Source organism: Enhygromyxa salina, from assembly GCF_002994615.1.
GTDB lineage: Bacteria > Myxococcota_A > Polyangia > Nannocystales > Nannocystaceae > Plesiocystis > Plesiocystis salina_A.
Genome location: NZ_PVNK01000263.1, coordinates 1 through 15,588, shown reverse-complemented (window position 1 = coordinate 15,588; position 15,588 = coordinate 1). Strand labels below are relative to the sequence as shown.

The 15,588-nt window shown below is 70.2% G+C and carries 12 protein-coding genes; 10 read left to right on the top strand and 2 right to left on the bottom strand.

Features of this window, described 5'->3' with window-relative positions:
• Positions 1-153 precede the first annotated feature (153 nt).
• Positions 154-2,337 (bottom strand): catalase, encoded by a 2,184-nt coding sequence (locus ENSA5_RS30065; RefSeq protein ID WP_106395155.1) that lies wholly within the window; start codon positions 2,335-2,337, stop codon positions 154-156.
• Between the two features lie 142 nt (positions 2,338-2,479).
• Here ENSA5_RS30065 and ENSA5_RS30060 point away from each other — a divergent pair, with 142 nt between their 5' ends.
• From ENSA5_RS30060 to ENSA5_RS30050, 3 genes are read left to right on the top strand one after another with little or no spacing between them, the layout of a single operon-like run.
• A complete protein-coding gene (locus ENSA5_RS30060) occupies positions 2,480-3,103 on the top strand; it encodes a DUF924 family protein (RefSeq protein ID WP_219906891.1) in 624 nt (207 codons plus the stop codon).
• Positions 3,104-3,163: 60 nt separating this feature from the next.
• On the top strand, positions 3,164-4,087 hold the full coding sequence (locus ENSA5_RS38530) for a hypothetical protein (RefSeq protein ID WP_181198304.1): 924 nt from the start codon (positions 3,164-3,166) through the stop codon (positions 4,085-4,087).
• A gap of 31 nt (positions 4,088-4,118) precedes the next feature.
• Positions 4,119-4,364 carry a BolA/IbaG family iron-sulfur metabolism protein gene (locus tag ENSA5_RS30050; RefSeq protein WP_106395152.1) on the top strand — a complete coding sequence of 82 codons (246 nt, stop codon included), beginning with the start codon at positions 4,119-4,121 and terminating at the stop codon, positions 4,362-4,364.
• A 92-nt stretch (positions 4,365-4,456) separates the two neighbouring features.
• Here ENSA5_RS30050 and ENSA5_RS39450 read toward each other — a convergent pair whose 3' ends face one another.
• The gene (locus ENSA5_RS39450; protein WP_258183058.1) at positions 4,457-4,579 is read right to left on the bottom strand and encodes a hypothetical protein; all 123 of its coding nucleotides are present in this window, start codon (positions 4,577-4,579) and stop codon (positions 4,457-4,459) included.
• A 610-nt stretch (positions 4,580-5,189) separates the two neighbouring features.
• Here ENSA5_RS39450 and ENSA5_RS30045 point away from each other — a divergent pair.
• The 7 genes from ENSA5_RS30045 to ENSA5_RS30015 all read left to right on the top strand — a co-directional run.
• Positions 5,190-6,338 (top strand): metallophosphoesterase, encoded by a 1,149-nt coding sequence (locus ENSA5_RS30045; protein ID WP_146156256.1) that lies wholly within the window; start codon positions 5,190-5,192, stop codon positions 6,336-6,338.
• A 169-nt stretch (positions 6,339-6,507) separates the two neighbouring features.
• Entirely contained in the window at positions 6,508-7,761 is a 1,254-nt protein-coding gene (locus tag ENSA5_RS30040) for a metallophosphoesterase (RefSeq protein WP_106395150.1), read from the top strand.
• Between the two features lie 262 nt (positions 7,762-8,023).
• Positions 8,024-9,307 carry a TolC family protein gene (locus tag ENSA5_RS30035; RefSeq protein ID WP_106395149.1) on the top strand — a complete coding sequence of 428 codons (1,284 nt, stop codon included), beginning with the start codon at positions 8,024-8,026 and terminating at the stop codon, positions 9,305-9,307.
• Entirely contained in the window at positions 9,304-10,440 is a 1,137-nt protein-coding gene (locus ENSA5_RS30030) for an efflux RND transporter periplasmic adaptor subunit (RefSeq protein ID WP_106395148.1), read from the top strand. The genes ENSA5_RS30035 and ENSA5_RS30030 overlap by 4 nt, the downstream gene beginning before the upstream one ends.
• Positions 10,437-13,640 (top strand): efflux RND transporter permease subunit, encoded by a 3,204-nt coding sequence (locus tag ENSA5_RS30025; protein ID WP_106395147.1) that lies wholly within the window; start codon positions 10,437-10,439, stop codon positions 13,638-13,640. Before ENSA5_RS30030 ends, ENSA5_RS30025 begins: the two co-directional genes overlap by 4 nt.
• Positions 13,640-14,320: a response regulator transcription factor gene (locus ENSA5_RS30020; protein WP_106395247.1), complete on the top strand. Its 681-nt coding sequence runs from the start codon at positions 13,640-13,642 to the stop codon at positions 14,318-14,320. Before ENSA5_RS30025 ends, ENSA5_RS30020 begins: the two co-directional genes overlap by 1 nt.
• Positions 14,321-14,336: 16 nt before the next feature.
• A partial coding sequence (locus tag ENSA5_RS30015; protein WP_106395146.1) for a sensor histidine kinase occupies positions 14,337-15,588 on the top strand: 1,252 nt, incomplete at its 3' end.

Below are 15,588 nucleotides of genomic sequence, written 5' to 3'. Positions count from 1 at the left end.
GGGCGTTGTCGCCAAAACTTGCAGTACGCCCGGTACAGCGGCGTTTTGGCTTCGCGCCCTCGGCGAAAATTCCGGCGCGAGGCGACACGATGCATTGCACCCCGGGCTGCTAGCAGCCCGGGCTGCTAGCAGCCCGTCGAGCGCCCTGCCCGGTCACGCTGGCTTCCGCTTCCAGTGGCGCAGCTCCCGGCACGCGTCGATGAAGGTCGTCGCCGACGCGTCCTCGTCGAGCGGGCAGTAGCCATCGTCCCGCACGGCCGGACCGAGCCCGGCTTTGTCGAGCAGCTCCGTGGCCGCCGCGTCGTGGGCGATGAACTTGCAGTGATTGTGGGCGTCGCTGACGAAGGCACGCGCGGCGGGCTTCATGGCCATCCGCTTGGCCCCAGCCTCCGAGAGCACGAGCGCGATCGCGTCGAACAGCACCGAAGGGCCGCCCTCGAGCTTCTCGGCGATCTCCAGCGTGTTGCCCTCGCTGTCCTCGACGCCGCCGCGGGTCGGACCGACCAGGGCCACCTCGGCGCCCTCGTCGTTGGCCGCGCGCACCAGCGCCGCGAGCATGTTCGCGTCGCTGCCCTGGTCGACGAGCACGCCCACGCGGCGGCCATGAAAGCGCTTGGGCCCGTTCCTCACGATGCTCAGCGCCGGGGACTCGTCGAGGTCGTCGCGGGGCGGGACGGCGGGCGGCATCGCCTCGGGCACGCGCGCGAAGCCCAGCCCCTCAGCCACCCGCGAGGCGAGCTCCTCGTCGACGTTGACCACGCTGGCGACGACCCGCTCACGGATCTCGACCCGATCGACCTTGGACAGCTCGAAGATCATCGCGCTCGCGATGTGGGCCTGCTCGACCTCGGTCTGGCTCCGGTAGAACTGCCGGGCCTGGCTGTAGTGGTCGGCGAAGGACTCGGGTCGTATGCGCCGCTTGTCGCCCGAGACGCTCGCGCGAAACGAGCGGTAGCCCCGGCTCGGATCCTCGCGCGGGCCCCCCTCGGCGCCCCACGAGTTCGGCTCGTAGTTGGCGCGGCCCTTGGGGTTTTGCATGGCCATGTGTCCGTCTTGCTGGAAGTGGGCGAAGGGGCAGCGCGGAGCGTTGACCGGGAGGAAGGTGAAGTTCGGCGACCCGAGGCGTTTGAGCTGGGTGTCGAGGTAGGAGAAATTGCGCCCCTGCAGGAGCGGATCGTTGGTGAAGTCGATGCCCGGGACCACGTTTTGGGTGCAGAACGCGACCTGCTCGGTCTCGGCGAAGAAATTCTCGACGTTCTGATCGAGGATCATCCGACCGATCGGCCGCACCGGGACCTGCTCCTCGGGGATGAGCTTGGTCGCGTCGAGCACGTCGAACTCGAAGCGGTCGGCGAAGTCGTCGTCGAAGATCTGAACGCCGAGCTCCCACTCGGGCGGGTCCCCCGACGCGATCGCGTTCCAGAGATCGCGGCGATGGAAGTCCGGGTCGGCGCCGTTGATCTTGACCGCCTCGTCCCAGACCACCGACTGGAGGCCGTACTTTGGTTTCCAGTGAAACTTCACGAAGCTCGAGCGCCCGCTGGCGTCGACGAAGCGGAAGCTGTGGACGCCGAAGCCCTCCATGAAGCGGAGGCTGCGAGGGATCGCCCGATCCGACATGATCCACATGACCATGTGCATGGCCTCGGGCATCAGCGAGATGAAGTCCCAGAAATTGTCGTGGGCGGTCTGGGCCTGGGGAAACCCGCGGTCGGGCTCGGGCTTGGCCGCGTGGATGAGGTCCGGGAATTTGGTCGCGTCCTGAATGAAGAACACCGGGATGTTGTTGCCGACCAGGTCCCAGTTGCCCGCTTTGGTGTAGAACTTGACAGCAAAGCCACGGACGTCGCGCGCGAGGTCGGGCGAGCCCTTGTTCCCGGCGACGGTCGAGAAGCGAACGAAGACCTCGGTCACCTCCCCCGCGCGCTGAAACAGGTCGGCGCAGGTGAGGTCCGCCAGCGACTCGTAGGTCTCGAAGGTCCCGCGCGCGCCAAAACCACGGGCATGCACGACGCGCTCGGGGATCCGCTCGTGATCGAAGTGGAAGATCTTCTCCCGCATCACGAAGTCTTCGAGCAGCTGGGGTCCCCGCGGGCCGGCGGTGAGCGTGTTCTGATCGTCGGCGATCGGCGTGCCGACCTGGGTTGTCATCGGCTCCTCGCCCGCGGGGCTGAGCTGGTGGGTCTCCCCGCCCGCGCCCCGATGGACCTCGACCTCGCCGTAGCGCAGCTTGGTCAGCTCCGGCGGGGTCTCCTCGCCGCTCGACTCTTGCCGCTCGCTCGTGTCTTCGGACGCCTTGGCCTTGTTGGTCGCTTCCGTCTCGCTCGGTCGGGTCATCTCGCCCCTCCTGGTCCAGACCAGGGATTAGAGCACTCGAATCGACATGAGCAGCACCACGGCACGCGAGAATCCTGCCGGATGCGAGCGGAGGGGCGCGCAGGGGTTTCGATGCGCCCCGATCGGCGTGTATACGCAATCGGTGACCGACACCGACCGCGAGCAGATCAACACCATCCTCGTCTACTGGTTTGGACAACTCGACGGCCCGACCGACGTCGACACCAGCAAGAACGCGCTGTGGTGGGCCGGCGACCCGACGACCGACGCCGACATCCGCGAGCGCTTCGGCGACGCCGTCGCCCGGGCCCTCGATGGCGCCCTCGACCACTGGGCCGAGTCGGCCCGCGGCGCGCTGGCGCTCGTCATCCTCCTCGATCAGTTCACGCGCTGCCTCGGCCGCGGCAGCGCCGAGGCCTACGTTGGCGACGCCGCGGCGCTGTGCATATGTCGGGGCGCAATCGAGCGCGGGCAGGACCGCGAGCTGCGTCCGATCGAGCGCAGCTTCTTGTACATGCCGCTGATGCACGCCGAAGACCCCGAGGTCGCGCGCCAGAGCGTCGAGGCCTTCGCCGAGCTGTCCAAGGAGGTCGCCGGGGTCGAGGGCTACCCAGACTTTAGCTCCCACGCGCGCGGCCACGCCGACATTGTGCTCCGCTTCGGTCGCTACCCCCACCGCAACGAGCTCTACGGCCGCACGCCGACCGCCGAGGAAGAGGCCTTCCTCGCCGACGGTGGCCCGACCTTCGGGCAGCGCAAGCGCTGACGAGCTCGGCAGCTCCGATCGCGCTTCTGTCCGGGACCGGCCGCCGCTACCATCGCGCTGATGCCTGCGCACTCGTCGCTCCTTCGCGCCACGCTCATCAGCGCCAGCCTGATGCTCGCGCCGCTCCCGAGCCTCGCGGCGCCCGAGCCCGCCGAGACCGCGGACGCCCCCTCGCTCGTGGGTCCCGAGCGCCCCCCGCTCGACGCGACGAGCGAGCCGCCCCCGGCCAGCGACAGCGACAGCGACGAGCCCGAGCCCACGCCCGCCGCCGAGCCCGAGGTCCCGCTGCCCTCGGTCGATCCGAGCGCGGACGCCGAGCCGGGCATCGAGTTTGCCGTCCCGCTGGAGGCCGAGCCCGAGTCGGTCGCCAAGCCCGAGCCCGAGCGGAGGCCGACCTTCCCCGACCCCGGCATCGCCCCAACCGACGGCGCCAGCATCCTGACCCTCAGCGTCACGACGATCGCGCTGACGCTGGGCGGTCTCAGCGCGGGCCTCGTCGTCGGCCTCAATCGTCAGACCCCGCTCGAGTGGCTGCTGCCCACGACGATCGTCCCGACCGTGGGGCTGCTCGCGTTCTCGGGCGGCGGCCTCTACCTCGGGATCCAGCGCGCCCGCGCCTACCGGAGGTGGGAGATCGGCTACCGGGTGATCGGCAAGCCCCAAGGCGGCGGCCTGATGATCGGCGGCGCGTTCGGGCTCCTGGCCGCGATCGGCTTCATCCCGTCCGGCGCCTTCGCGTTCCAGTCCGGTCAGGTCGAGCTCGGCGCAACCCTGATCGCGATCGGCAGCGCCGCGGCCGTGGCCACGCCGATCATGTATGGCGTCGGGCTTCGACGCCAACGCGAGCACCAGCGCACGGGCGGCTGGAAGCGCAAGCCGGTCCCGCCGCTGCCGCCTGGGGTGTCCGGCGCTCGCCTGCAATTGACGCCGATCGTCGCGCCGCTGCCCGGGGGCCTCAGCCTCGGCGCCGCGGGTCGGTTTTGACGGACCAGGGCCCCGTGTCATCATCGCGGCCATGAGCGAGCAGATCGCCAAGCAGCTCCACGAGGCCATCTCCACCAAGATCCCCGACGCCGTCGTCGAGGTCGTGGTCGGCTCGCCCGGGCACTACTCGCTCGACGTCACCTCGACCGAGTTCGCGGGCAAGAAGCCCGTGGCCAAGCAGCGCCTGGTCTACTCGGCGATCGCCCATCTGATGGCCGGGGACCAGGCCCCGGTCCACGCGATCGACAAGCTGATCACCCGCGACCCCGAGGCCTGACCCCGTCGCACGAGCCTGCTGCTCGAGCGTGTCGAGGCGCGCCTCGAGCTCGCGGAGGCGCTCACGCGCTCGCGGTTCTCGCCGTCGAGCGCCTAGCAGCCAACGAGCCTCCGTCGGCGGTCGGTCCCGCCGACCTCGAAGGCCGCGCGGACGTCCTGGGCGCTCGGCCCAATGTGGCGGGCGCCCTGCTCGTCGGCCCTGTAGCCCCAAATCATTCTTTTATTTCAATTCAGCGCTTGATTGAGGGCTCGCTGCGCGAGCGCCCACTGCGGATCGACCGGGGTGACGTCGCGCTCGAACTTGCGATCGCTCATTGAGCACATCGCGCTGCAGAATTTGGCGCCGGGCGGGACGCGAGCGCGAACTCCAGGGCCACCCCCGATTTGAATGCGCCAAGCGCCGGCAATGGCTGGCACGCAACGCCAAGCCCCCGAGCTTTAGTTGTGACACCCGCGGGGTTTGCAAGATCGTGCTGGAGAACTGCCCCACTGATGCGATAGACCCCGCTCAGATGTCAGATAGGTTGGTGTGTCAAATGTCCCGCTATGCAAACGTACCAAGAATAGGCGCATTTGCTTGACTGAATCATGCGTCTATGCGAGATCGAATTTATATGCGCCAAATACGTCATTGGTCCCGGAGTGTCATTCGGACGGAGGCGCAATACGCATTTCACGCAATCAGCAAATCATGGCACCGAGCTCCAATGTTGCCATTTAGATCATGATACGCAACCCACGCATCCCCCACATCGCGACTCCGTTCATTCTCGCCAGCCTCGTCGCTTGCGGCCAAAGTCAGGACAAAGTCACGAGCTACACCACCTTGGGTGGGGCTGAGAGCACCGGGTGGGGCGCCAGCGAGAGCGGCGACAACCAACCCGGAAACGCCGACAGCGACGATGCCGCGGATGACGACAGCGGCGACGGCGACAGCGACGGCGGTGGTGGTGATGACGGCGGTGCTGACAGCGGCGACGCCAACGGTGACGGCGACGGCGACGGGAGCGGTGACGGTGACGGCGACGATCCGCCCCTGCTCGGGACCCCGACCAAGGAGAACCTCCGCGTCGCATTCATCGGCGATCAGGGCCTCGGCGGGGACGCGGTTGACGTGCTCGACCTCATCAAAGACGAGAACGCAGAGTTCCTCGTGATCGCCGGGGACTTCGACTACGACGACGACCCGAGCGCCTGGGACGAGCAGACCGTGGACAGCCTCGGCGAAGACTACCCCGTGTTCGCGGTCGCCGGTAACCACGACGAAGACAAGTTTGACGGCGCAAGCGGCTATCAGTCGAAGATCGTCACGCGCATGCAAAATGCGATCGACGACGGAGCGACCTGCACCGGTGAGCCCGGCGCCAACAGCTCGTGCACCTACAAGGGCCTGTTCATGGCCATGTCCGGTGTTGACGTCATCGACGGCAAGTCCGAGAGCGCCGACTACTTGCGCGGGCAGCTGGCCGCCAACGACGCGATCTGGTCGGTCTGCGTCTGGCACAAGAACATGAACGACATGCAAGCTGGCGGAAAGTCCGACGACACCGGCTGGGGCGTGTACCAGGCCTGCCAGGACGAGGCCGGCATCATCATCACCGGCCACGAGCACAGCTACTCCCGGACCCTGACCCTGACCGACCTCGGCAACGAGGACGCTGGCCACGGCGCGACCGGCACGGCTGATCTGATGGTCGTCGGCCAGGGCAGCACCTACGTCAGCGTCGTCGGCCTCGGCGGCCGCAACATCCGCGACTACGAGGCAGACAAGCACGACGACGACACCTGGTGGGCGTCGATCTACACCTCGAACCTCTACTTGAAGAACGGCGAGCCCGTCGACGACTGGGAGACCGAGTCTGGCGCGCTGTTCATCGACTTCAACGTCGACGGTAATCCGAACAAGGCCCACGCCTACTTCAAGAACATCAAGGGCGAGGTCATCGACGAGTACGACATCACCCGGGGGGAGTGAGGCACAAAGCAGCGGGCGCGAAGCGCCTGATGTAAGAAAGTGCCAAATGTCGCGCCATGCATTCGCCGTGGGTGCCAACACCTCGACTTGATTGGGCAGGCGCACATGTGAGTTCAGCTCGCACGTGCGCCTGCCGCCAGCGATTGCTTACACCACGGGGCCCTCGGAGATGTCCCGCAATCCACGCACTCACGAGTTTTTATGTCCGCTCATCGTCATTGGCCTTCTCGCTTGCAGCGAAGCCGAGGGAGAGGGTCGAGATTTTGGCCCAACGTGGGGCAATGGCGATAGCACCGGCGAGGATGAAGAGGATGCCTCGCTCGAGAGCAACGGCGACGGCGACGGCGACGGGTTCGGCGACGGCGACGGCGACGACGACGGCGACGGGTTAGGTAACGGCGACGGTGACGGTGACGGGTTCGGCGACGGCGACGGCGACGGCGACGGCGACGGCGACGACGGCAGCGAGCCGCTGTCGGGGACCCCGACCGAAGAGAACTTGCGCGTCGCGTTCATCTCGGACCAGGGCCACAACAACAACACGACCGAGGTGCTCGAGCTCGTCAAGGCCGAGGGTGCGGCCTTCCTCGTGATCGCGGGCGACTTCGACTACAAGGACGAGCCGAGCGCCTGGGAGGCGCTGACCACGGCCACCCTCGGCCCCGACTATCCGATCTTCGCGGTCGTCGGCAACCACGACGAAGACGAGTTCTTCGGATCAGACGGCTATCAGTCGAAGATCATCCTCCGCCAACAAAACGCGATCGACGACGGGGCGAGCTGCACGGGCGATCCCGGCCGCAACAACTCGTGCACCTACAAGGGCCTGTTCCTGGCCATGTCCGGCGTCGGCGTGCTCGACGGCAAGGGCGACAGCGCCGACTACCTCCGCGAGCAGCTCGCCAACAACGACGCGATCTGGTCGGTCTGCGTGTGGCACAAGAACATGAACGACATGCAGGCCGGCGGCAAGAGCAACGCCACGGGCTGGGGCGTGTACCAGGCCTGCCAGGACGAGGCCGGGATCGTGATCACGGGCCACGAGCAGAGCTACTCCCGAACCCTGACCCTCACCGACCTCGGCAACGAGACAAGTGCTCACGGTGCCACGGGACAGCCCGAGCTCATGGTCGTCGGCCAGGGCAGCACCTTCGTCAGCGTGGTTGGCCTCGGCGGCCGGGCGATCCGCGACTACGAGGCGAAGAAGCACGACGACGACACCTGGTGGGCCACCATCTACACGACGAATTTTTACTTGAACAGCTGGCTGGAGGTCGAGGACTGGAGCCCCAAGCACGGCGCGCTGTTCATCGACTTCAACGTCGAGGGCGACCCGAACAAGGCCCACGCCTACTTCAAGAACACCGACGGGCTCATCGTCGACAAGTACGACATCGTCCGCGACGGGAACAGCGGCGGTTGAGCCCCGAGATGTCGGGGCGCAGCCCCGAGTCTTGGAGACGATAAAGACAGTCTCCCAGGACCTGGGGGCCGAGCGCAGCGAGGTTGTCGGGGCGCAGCCCCGAGTCTTGGAGACGATAAAGACAGCCTCCCAGGACCTGGGGGCCGAGCGCAGCGAGGTTGTCGGGGCGCAGCCCCGAGTCTTGGAGACGGTAGAGAACTTCCTGAGGATCTTCTCAAGTTCCTCTCAAACTCCCCGAGCGCGCTTGTGTCATGAGTCTGGCGTGCTCACCTCGACCCTGGTCCTGGCCCTCGCCTTGTCCCCGCCCGCCGCGGAGGCCAACGACGATCACCGTCACGGCGTCGCCGAGATCGCCAGCGCCGCGCTGAGCTTCGACGAGAGCCTCGGCGCGACGCCAGACACGGCCCGGGTCCGCGGGCTCGAGGAGTCGGCCGAGCGAAAGCGTGAGCTCGACGACGCGATCCCGGCGGTGACGGCCGGACCGAGCGTCCAGGTCATGCCCGGCGCCCGCGTGCACCCGAGCGGGGCGCGCGGGTTCGAAATTCAGATCACGGCCACGCAGTCGTGGAGCCTCGAGGGCTACGGGCGCAAGCGGATCGAGGCCGCGCGGGCCGAGACCGAGGTCCTCGAGGTCGAGGCCCGGGCCCAGGCCCTCGACCAGCGCCTCGCCGCCGCCCACGCGTGGATCCGGGTCCACGCGGCCGAGCTCGAGCTCGAGCTCGCCCAGGCCGAGTTCGCCCAGCTGACCGAGCTCGCGCAGACCCTCGAGCGCGCCCGCGAGGCCGGGGTCGGCACGCGGAGCGGAGTCGCCGACGCCCGCGCGCTCGTGGCCGACGCCGAGGGCCGGATCGCGGATCTGCGCGGCGTGATCCACGACCTCGGCCTCGTGCTCGCGCGCGAGACCGGCGGCGACACGAGCAAGCCCCTGCGGACCCGCGGCGACTACCCCGACATTCAGCTCCCGAGCGAAGCCGAGCTCCGCCGCCAATTTGCCGAGGTCGAGTCGCTGCCGCCGGTCGCCCAGCAGCGGCTCCTCGCTCGGACCGAGCGCGCGCGCGCTGCGGAGGCCAAGTCGGCCCGCGCCACGCGGATGAACGCCGGGCTCTCGTTTCAGCGCGAGGCGACCTCGGACGTCGTCCTGTTTGGGGTCATCGGCGCCAGCATCGGGGTTGGCGGGGGCGCGCGCGAGCGGGGCACGGCGGTCGCCGCGGCCCGGCGCGCCGAGGCCGAGGCCGAGGCCGTTGCGCTCGCGCTCCAGGCCACGCTGACGACCGCGCTGCACGACCTCAACCACAGCCAGGGCGTGGTCGAGATCCTCGCAGAGCACACGCTCCCGGCCCACGTCGAGCTCGTCGACAGCCACGCGCAGGCGCTCGAGCTCGGTGAGGGCACGCTGCCCGAGCTGCTCCGCGCCCGCGCGCGTCACAGCGCCGTCGCCCGCGAGTTCGCCGCTGCGCGGGCCGAGTGGGTCTGGGCTCGCGTCCAGGTCTGGCTCTACTACGAGGCCTTCCTCAGCGAGCAAGCGCTCGGTCAGGAGGCCAAATGAGCGGCGCCCACAACAGGCCCGCGCCGGTCGTGGTCGGGCTCGTCGCGCTCGCGCTGGGTCTCGCCTGCGCGGAGCCAGCGGGCGGAGACGGCAGCGACGCGCCCCTCGACGACGGGCCCCTCGAGCACGAGCAAGTCACGACCTGGGTCACCGTCGAGCAGCCGCAGGACGCGAGCTTGGTCGAGCTTCCCGCGCGGATCGTCGCCTCGGCCGACAGCCGCGCCCGCCTCGACGCGCCCCTGCGCGGGACCGTGGTCGCGGTCTCGGTCCGCGTCGGTGACCGCGTGGAGATCGGTGACCCGATCGTCGAGCTGCGGATCCCGGCGGTGCTCGAGGCCGCGGCGATCCTGGCCGGGACCAGCAAGCAGATCGGCTCACACAAGGCCCGGCGCGAGCGCCTCGAGGAGCTGCGGGCCGCGGGGCTCGTCGGCGCCGACGAGGTCTTCAGCGTCGACAGCGGGATCGGTCGGCTGTCCGCCGAGCGCCGCGTCGCGCTCGCGACCCTGGCCGCGGTAGGACTCGACGCGAGCCAGCGCGGCGAGGTCCTCAGCCGCGGCACGGTGATCTTGACCGCGCCCGTCGCGGGCGTGGTCGCCAAGCTCGAGGCGATCCCCGGCGACGTGATCGAGCCGAGCGAGAGCCTCGCGCACATCCTCGGCCGGGGCCCAGCCCGGATCGAGGTCGCGTTCAGCGGCGAGCTGCCCGAGCTCGCGAGCGCGACGTTGGAGTTCGAGGGCCTCGACGGCAGCCACTTCGTGCTCGCCGAGGCGCCGGTCGCGACCGCCGTCGAGCCGGGCCTCGGCCGTCAGCTCGCCTGGTACGAGACCGCCGAGCCCCTCGCGCTCGCCGACGGCGTCCGTGGTCGCGTGCTGCTGCGCAGCAACGACTCCAAGCTGCTCGAGGTCCCGCGCGCCGCCCTGCGCCTCGACGGCGGCCGCGCCTGGGTCGGCCGCCAGCCCAAGGGCGGCGGGCCCCCCAAGATGATCGAGGTCGAGGTCCTGCGCAGCGTCGGGAGCTCGGCGCTGATCCGCAGCGAGGCCCTGGCGCCCGGGGATCGCGTGGCCGCCGACGCAGGCACGGTCCTGCTGCTCAAACGCGACGCTCTAGAGCTCGGCGAGGGGCAGGCACAGTGAGCGCCGCGCCCGAGCCCCAGCCCGAGTCCAAAGCGCCGCGCGGCGACCTACTCGGAGCGATCGTGGCCTGGTCGGTCCGCCACCGGGCCCTGGTCCTCGCCGCCGTGTTCGCGTTCGCCGTGGCCGGGCTGATCACCGCGCGCGAGCTCGAGCTCGACGCGCTCCCGGACGTGACCGGCAACCAGGTCCTGGTCCTGACCCAGGGCCCAGGCCTGACGCCCAGCGAGATCGAGCGGACCGTGACGCGGCCGGTCGAGGTCGCGCTCGGCGGCCTCCCGGGCCTCGTCGAGCAGCGCTCGCTGTCGCGCTACGGCATCTCGTCGGTCGTCGCTGTCTTCGATGACGACGTCGACCCCTGGCTCGCCCGCCAGCAGGTCGCCGAGCGGGTGGCCGTGCTCGAGGATCTGCCCGAGGGCGTCGCGCGACCCGAGCTCGGACCCCACACGGGCGGCCTCGGCGAGGTCGTGCAGCTGTCGATCCGCTCGCGCGATCGCTCCCCGGCCGAGCTCTACGAGCTGATCCGACTCCAGATCGCCCCGGTCCTGCGCGCGACGCCGGGCGTCGTCGAGGTCAACCTCTGGGGCGGCGCGCGGCGGACCCTCGACGTCGTCGCCGATCCCGTCGCCCTCGCCCAGGCTGGCGTGAGCCTCGACGAGCTCGCCAACTCGCTGCGTGACAGCACCGGGGCCGTCGCCGGCTCGACGCTCCCGGCCGGCCCGGGTCAGGTCCTGCTCCGCGGCGTGTTTTGGCCGACCCGCGCGGCCGAGCTCGGGGCCGTCGCCGTCGAGGCCATGCGCGCGGACCCCCTCGACAGTGACCCGGGCACGCACGAGCTCGACGACCACGGGCAGACCCTGCGCGTGTCCGAGCTCGCCGAGGTCGTCGAGGGCGCGCGCCCACGGATCGGCGCCGCGACCACCAACGGGTTGGGCGAGACGGTCTACGTGATGATCCAGATGCAGCGCGACGCCAACGCGCTGGCCCTGACCGACCGCATCCACGAGCTGATGCCCGCGCTCGAGGACTCGCTGCCCGACGACATCGTGGTCGACATGGTCTACGACCGCAGCGTGCTCGTCGAGGCGACCATGCACACGGTCGCGACCAACTTGCTCGAGGGCGCGGCGCTCGTGGTCATCGTGCTGGTCTTGATGCTCGGCAGCATCCGCGCCGGGCTCCTGGTCGCGACCGTGATCCCGCTGTCGATGCTCGGGGCCATGATCGGGATGGTGTCCTTCGACGTGCCCGGCAACCTCATGAGCCTCGGGGCGATCGACTTCGGCCTGCTCGCCGACGGCGCCGTGGTCATGGTCGAGCGAGCCTTCCACGAGCTGCGCGGGACCTCCGGCGGCGAGGCCCAAGCGACAAGGTCCCGCGTGGTCGCGGCGATGCAGGGGGTCGCGCGACCGATGGCGCTCTCGGTCCTGATCATCGTGCTCGTCTACGTGCCGATCCTGACCCTCCAGGGCGTCGACGGAAAGATGTTCCGACCGATGGCCCTGACGGTCGTGTTCGCGCTCCTGACCTCGCTGGTCGTCGCGCTGACCTTCATCCCGGCGGCCGCGAGCTGGCTGGGCGCGTCGAGCCTGCCCAAGCGGGAGCCGGCCCTGGTCCGCCTGGCGACCAGGATCTACGAGCCCCTGCTCAACGCCGCGATCGCCCGGCCCCTGCTCATCGCGCTCGTCAGCGTCGCGCTGCTCGTGACCGGCGGCTACGCGTTCAGTCGCAGCGGGACCAGCTTCATCCCCCAGCTCGACGAGGGCGATCTCGTGGTCATGTCGACCCGCCAGCCCGACGTCTCGCTCGAGACCGCGATCGCCGAGGCCGGCAAGCTCGAGACCGCGCTCCTGAGCGTCCCCGAGGTCCTCGCCGCGACCAGCCGGATCGGCAGCCCCGAGGTCGCAACCGACATCATGGGCCTCGAGCAGGCCGACGTGTTCGTCGAGCTGCGCCCGCGCGATCAGTGGCGCGCGGGCCTGACCCGCGAGGCCCTGATCGCCGAGATCGATGCGGCCATCGCCCGCGACGCCCCCGGCGCCGACCTGACCTTCACCCAGCCGATTCAGATGCGCTTCAACGAGCTGGTTGGCGGCTCCGTCGCCGACGTCGCCGTCAGCATCTACGGCGAAGATCAGGCCCGCCTCCGCGCGACCGCCGAAGAGCTCCTGGCGATCCTCACCGAGGTCCCCGGCGCCCAGGACGTCAAGATCTTCGCCCCGCCCGCGGTCTCGCTGATCGAGGTCCGCCCGCGCCTGCTCGAGGCCCGGCGCCTCGACATGACGCCGGCTCAGATCCTCGACATCGTCGGCGCCCTGCGCATGGGCGTCGAGGTCGGCGAGACCTGGGACGGGCCCGTGCGCGTGCCGATCCGCCTGCGCCTGGCCCACGAGGGCGACGGCTTCACCCTCGATCGGATCCCGATCGCAACCCCGGGTGGGGAGGTCGTGCCGCTCTCGCGCGTCGCCGAGATCGTCCAGCTCGACACGCCCGCGCTGGTCAACCGTCAGGCCGGTCAGCGGCGGATCGTCGTCGGCTTCAACGTCCGCGGGGCCGAGCTCGGCGACGTCGTCGAGGCCGCGCAGGCCAAGGTCGAGGCCGAGCTCGACCAGGACTGGGGCGCGCGCCTGGTCTGGGGCGGGCAGTACGAGCAGCTCGAGGAGGCCCGGGCCCGGCTGGCCATGGTCGTGCCGATCCTGCTGGTCGCGATCTTTGGCTTGCTGGTGATCGTGTTTCGCCGCCCCGGTCCGGCCGCGGTCATTTTCCTGAACGTGCCCTTCGCCGGGGTCGGTGGGGCGCTCGCGCTGTGGAGTCGCGCGATGCCCGTCTCGATCTCGGCCGCGATCGGCTTCATCGCGCTGTCGGGCATCGCGGTGCTCAACGGCGTGGTCCTGATGTCGAGCGTGGTCGCGCGCGAGGACGCCGGCGCCGAGCCCCGCGAGGCCGCCCGCGAGGCCGCCCGCGAGCGCATGCGACCGGTCCTGATGACCGCGCTGGTCGCCGCGCTCGGCTTCGTGCCGATGGCCCTCGCTACCGGGATCGGCGCCGAGGTTCAGCGGCCCCTCGCGACTGTGGTAGTCGGCGGGCTCGTGACCTCGACCTTCCTGACCCTGGTCCTGCTCCCGGCCTTGTATCCTTGGCTGAGGCTCGCGCGGCGCCGAACCCAGGTCGCCGCCGCGGCGCCGAGCGAGGACCCGAGCTGATGCAGCTTTTGCTCGTCGAGGACGAAGACCGCCTGGCCAAGGTGCTGATCCAGGGCCTGCGCGAGGAGGGCCACCAGGTCGACCTGTGCACGACCGGCGAGCAGGCCTTCACCCAGGGCCGCGACATCGACTACGACGCCGTGATCCTCGACTGGATGCTGCCCGACCTCGACGGCGTCAGCGTGCTGCGCCGCTGGCGTGACGCCGGGCTGCGCACGCCCGTGTTGATGCTGACCGCGCGCGGGAGCGTCGGTGAGCGGGTCACCGGGCTCAAGGCCGGCGCCGACGACTACCTCGTCAAGCCCTTCGCCTTCGCCGAGCTGCTCGCCAGGCTCGAGGCCCTGCACCGTCGCGGCTCCGGTCAGCTCGACCTGTTCCGGGCTGGCCCGGTGTCCGTCGACGGCCGCCGACGCGTGCTCGTTGGGCCCAAGGGCGAGCTCGGCCTGACCCCGCGCGAGTACGCCCTGGCCTGCGAGCTGCTGAGCCACGTCGGCGAGGTCATCGCCCGCAGCCACCTGCTCAGCGCGGTCTGGGGCTCGACCTTCGCCGGCGATCCCAACGTGCTCGACGTCTACGTCGGCTACCTGCGCGGCAAGCTCGACCGCGTCGCCGGGGACGCCGTCAAGATCAAGGCCGTCCGCGGCGTCGGCTTTCGGCTCCTCGCGGAGGGCTCGACATGAGCGCGGGGGCGTCGGCTTGAAGCTCCGCACGCGGCTGTTGTTGTTTGGCGCCGCGGTCCCGATCGCGCTGCTGATCGTCGCCGTCGTGAGCTCGGGCCTCGCGTTTGGGCGCGTGCTCCTGGCCGAGCACGATCGGGCGCTGCTCGCCCAGGCCGGGGTCGAGGCCGTGAGTCTGTTCGACCGCGCCAACGCGCCGCACCTGCACCTGGTCGACTCGCCGCTCGACAGCCAGATCCGGCAGTTCGCCCCGCGCGGGGCGCTGTACGGGCCCGACGGCGCGCCGATCAGCCAATACCCCGAGGATGTAGCGATCCCCGCGCGCGTCGAGCCGACCGGGCTCGCCCGGACCCCGAGGCTCGAGACCGTCGTCTCCGAGGCCGGCCACGAGCGGCAGCTGTGGGTCCGCGTCGACAGCCCCGACGGCCTGCCCCACGCGCTGTGGCTCGCCGCCTCGCTCGAGCGCCACGATCGCGAGATGGGCCAGTACTGGCGCATCGCCGCCCTCGTCGTCGTGCTCGCCGCGCTGGCCCTGCTCGCGGTCCAGATCACCCACGCGCGCCGCCTGAGCGAGCGCGTCGGCGACCTGACGGGGCACATGCGGCGGCTCCGGGCCGGCAACTTCGACACGCCGCCGCCGCTGGATTCGCAGACCGACGAGATCGGCGAGCTGCGTCGGGCGATCGCCGAGACGACCGAGCGGCTCGCGGCCGCGCGCTCGAGCCAGGATCGCCTGATCGCCGACGCGGCCCATGAGCTGCGGACCCCGCTCGCGGCGATGCGCGCGGGGATCGAGGTCGCGCTCCGGCGCGAGCGGCCCGCGAGCGAGCTGCGCGAGACGCTGGACCACACCCTCGTCGAGGTCGCCCGGCTCACGGATCTGTCGAGCAGCCTGCTGGATCTGGCCGCGCTGCGCTCGAGCCCGATCGAGCGTAGGCGCGGGGATCTGGTTCCGGTCTTGATCGATGCCGTTGACGCTGCGCGGGCGCTGGCCGAGGAGCGCGGGTGCCTGGTCAGCGTGCGGCACCCGGGCGAGGCGTCGGCGGAATTCTCGGCGACCGCGGTCCGCCAGGCTCTGGACAACTTGCTGCACAACGCGATCAAGTTCTCGCCGGCTGGGTCCGAGATCGTCGTGGAGCTGCGCGGGGTGGGGTCTAGCTGGGAGTTTGGTGTTGTGGATGCCGGGCCGGGGGTGCCGGCTGAGGCGAGTGAGGCGGTGTTTGAGCCCTTTCATCGCCTTGGGCGCGATGGGCCGGGGGGAGGGCTGGGGT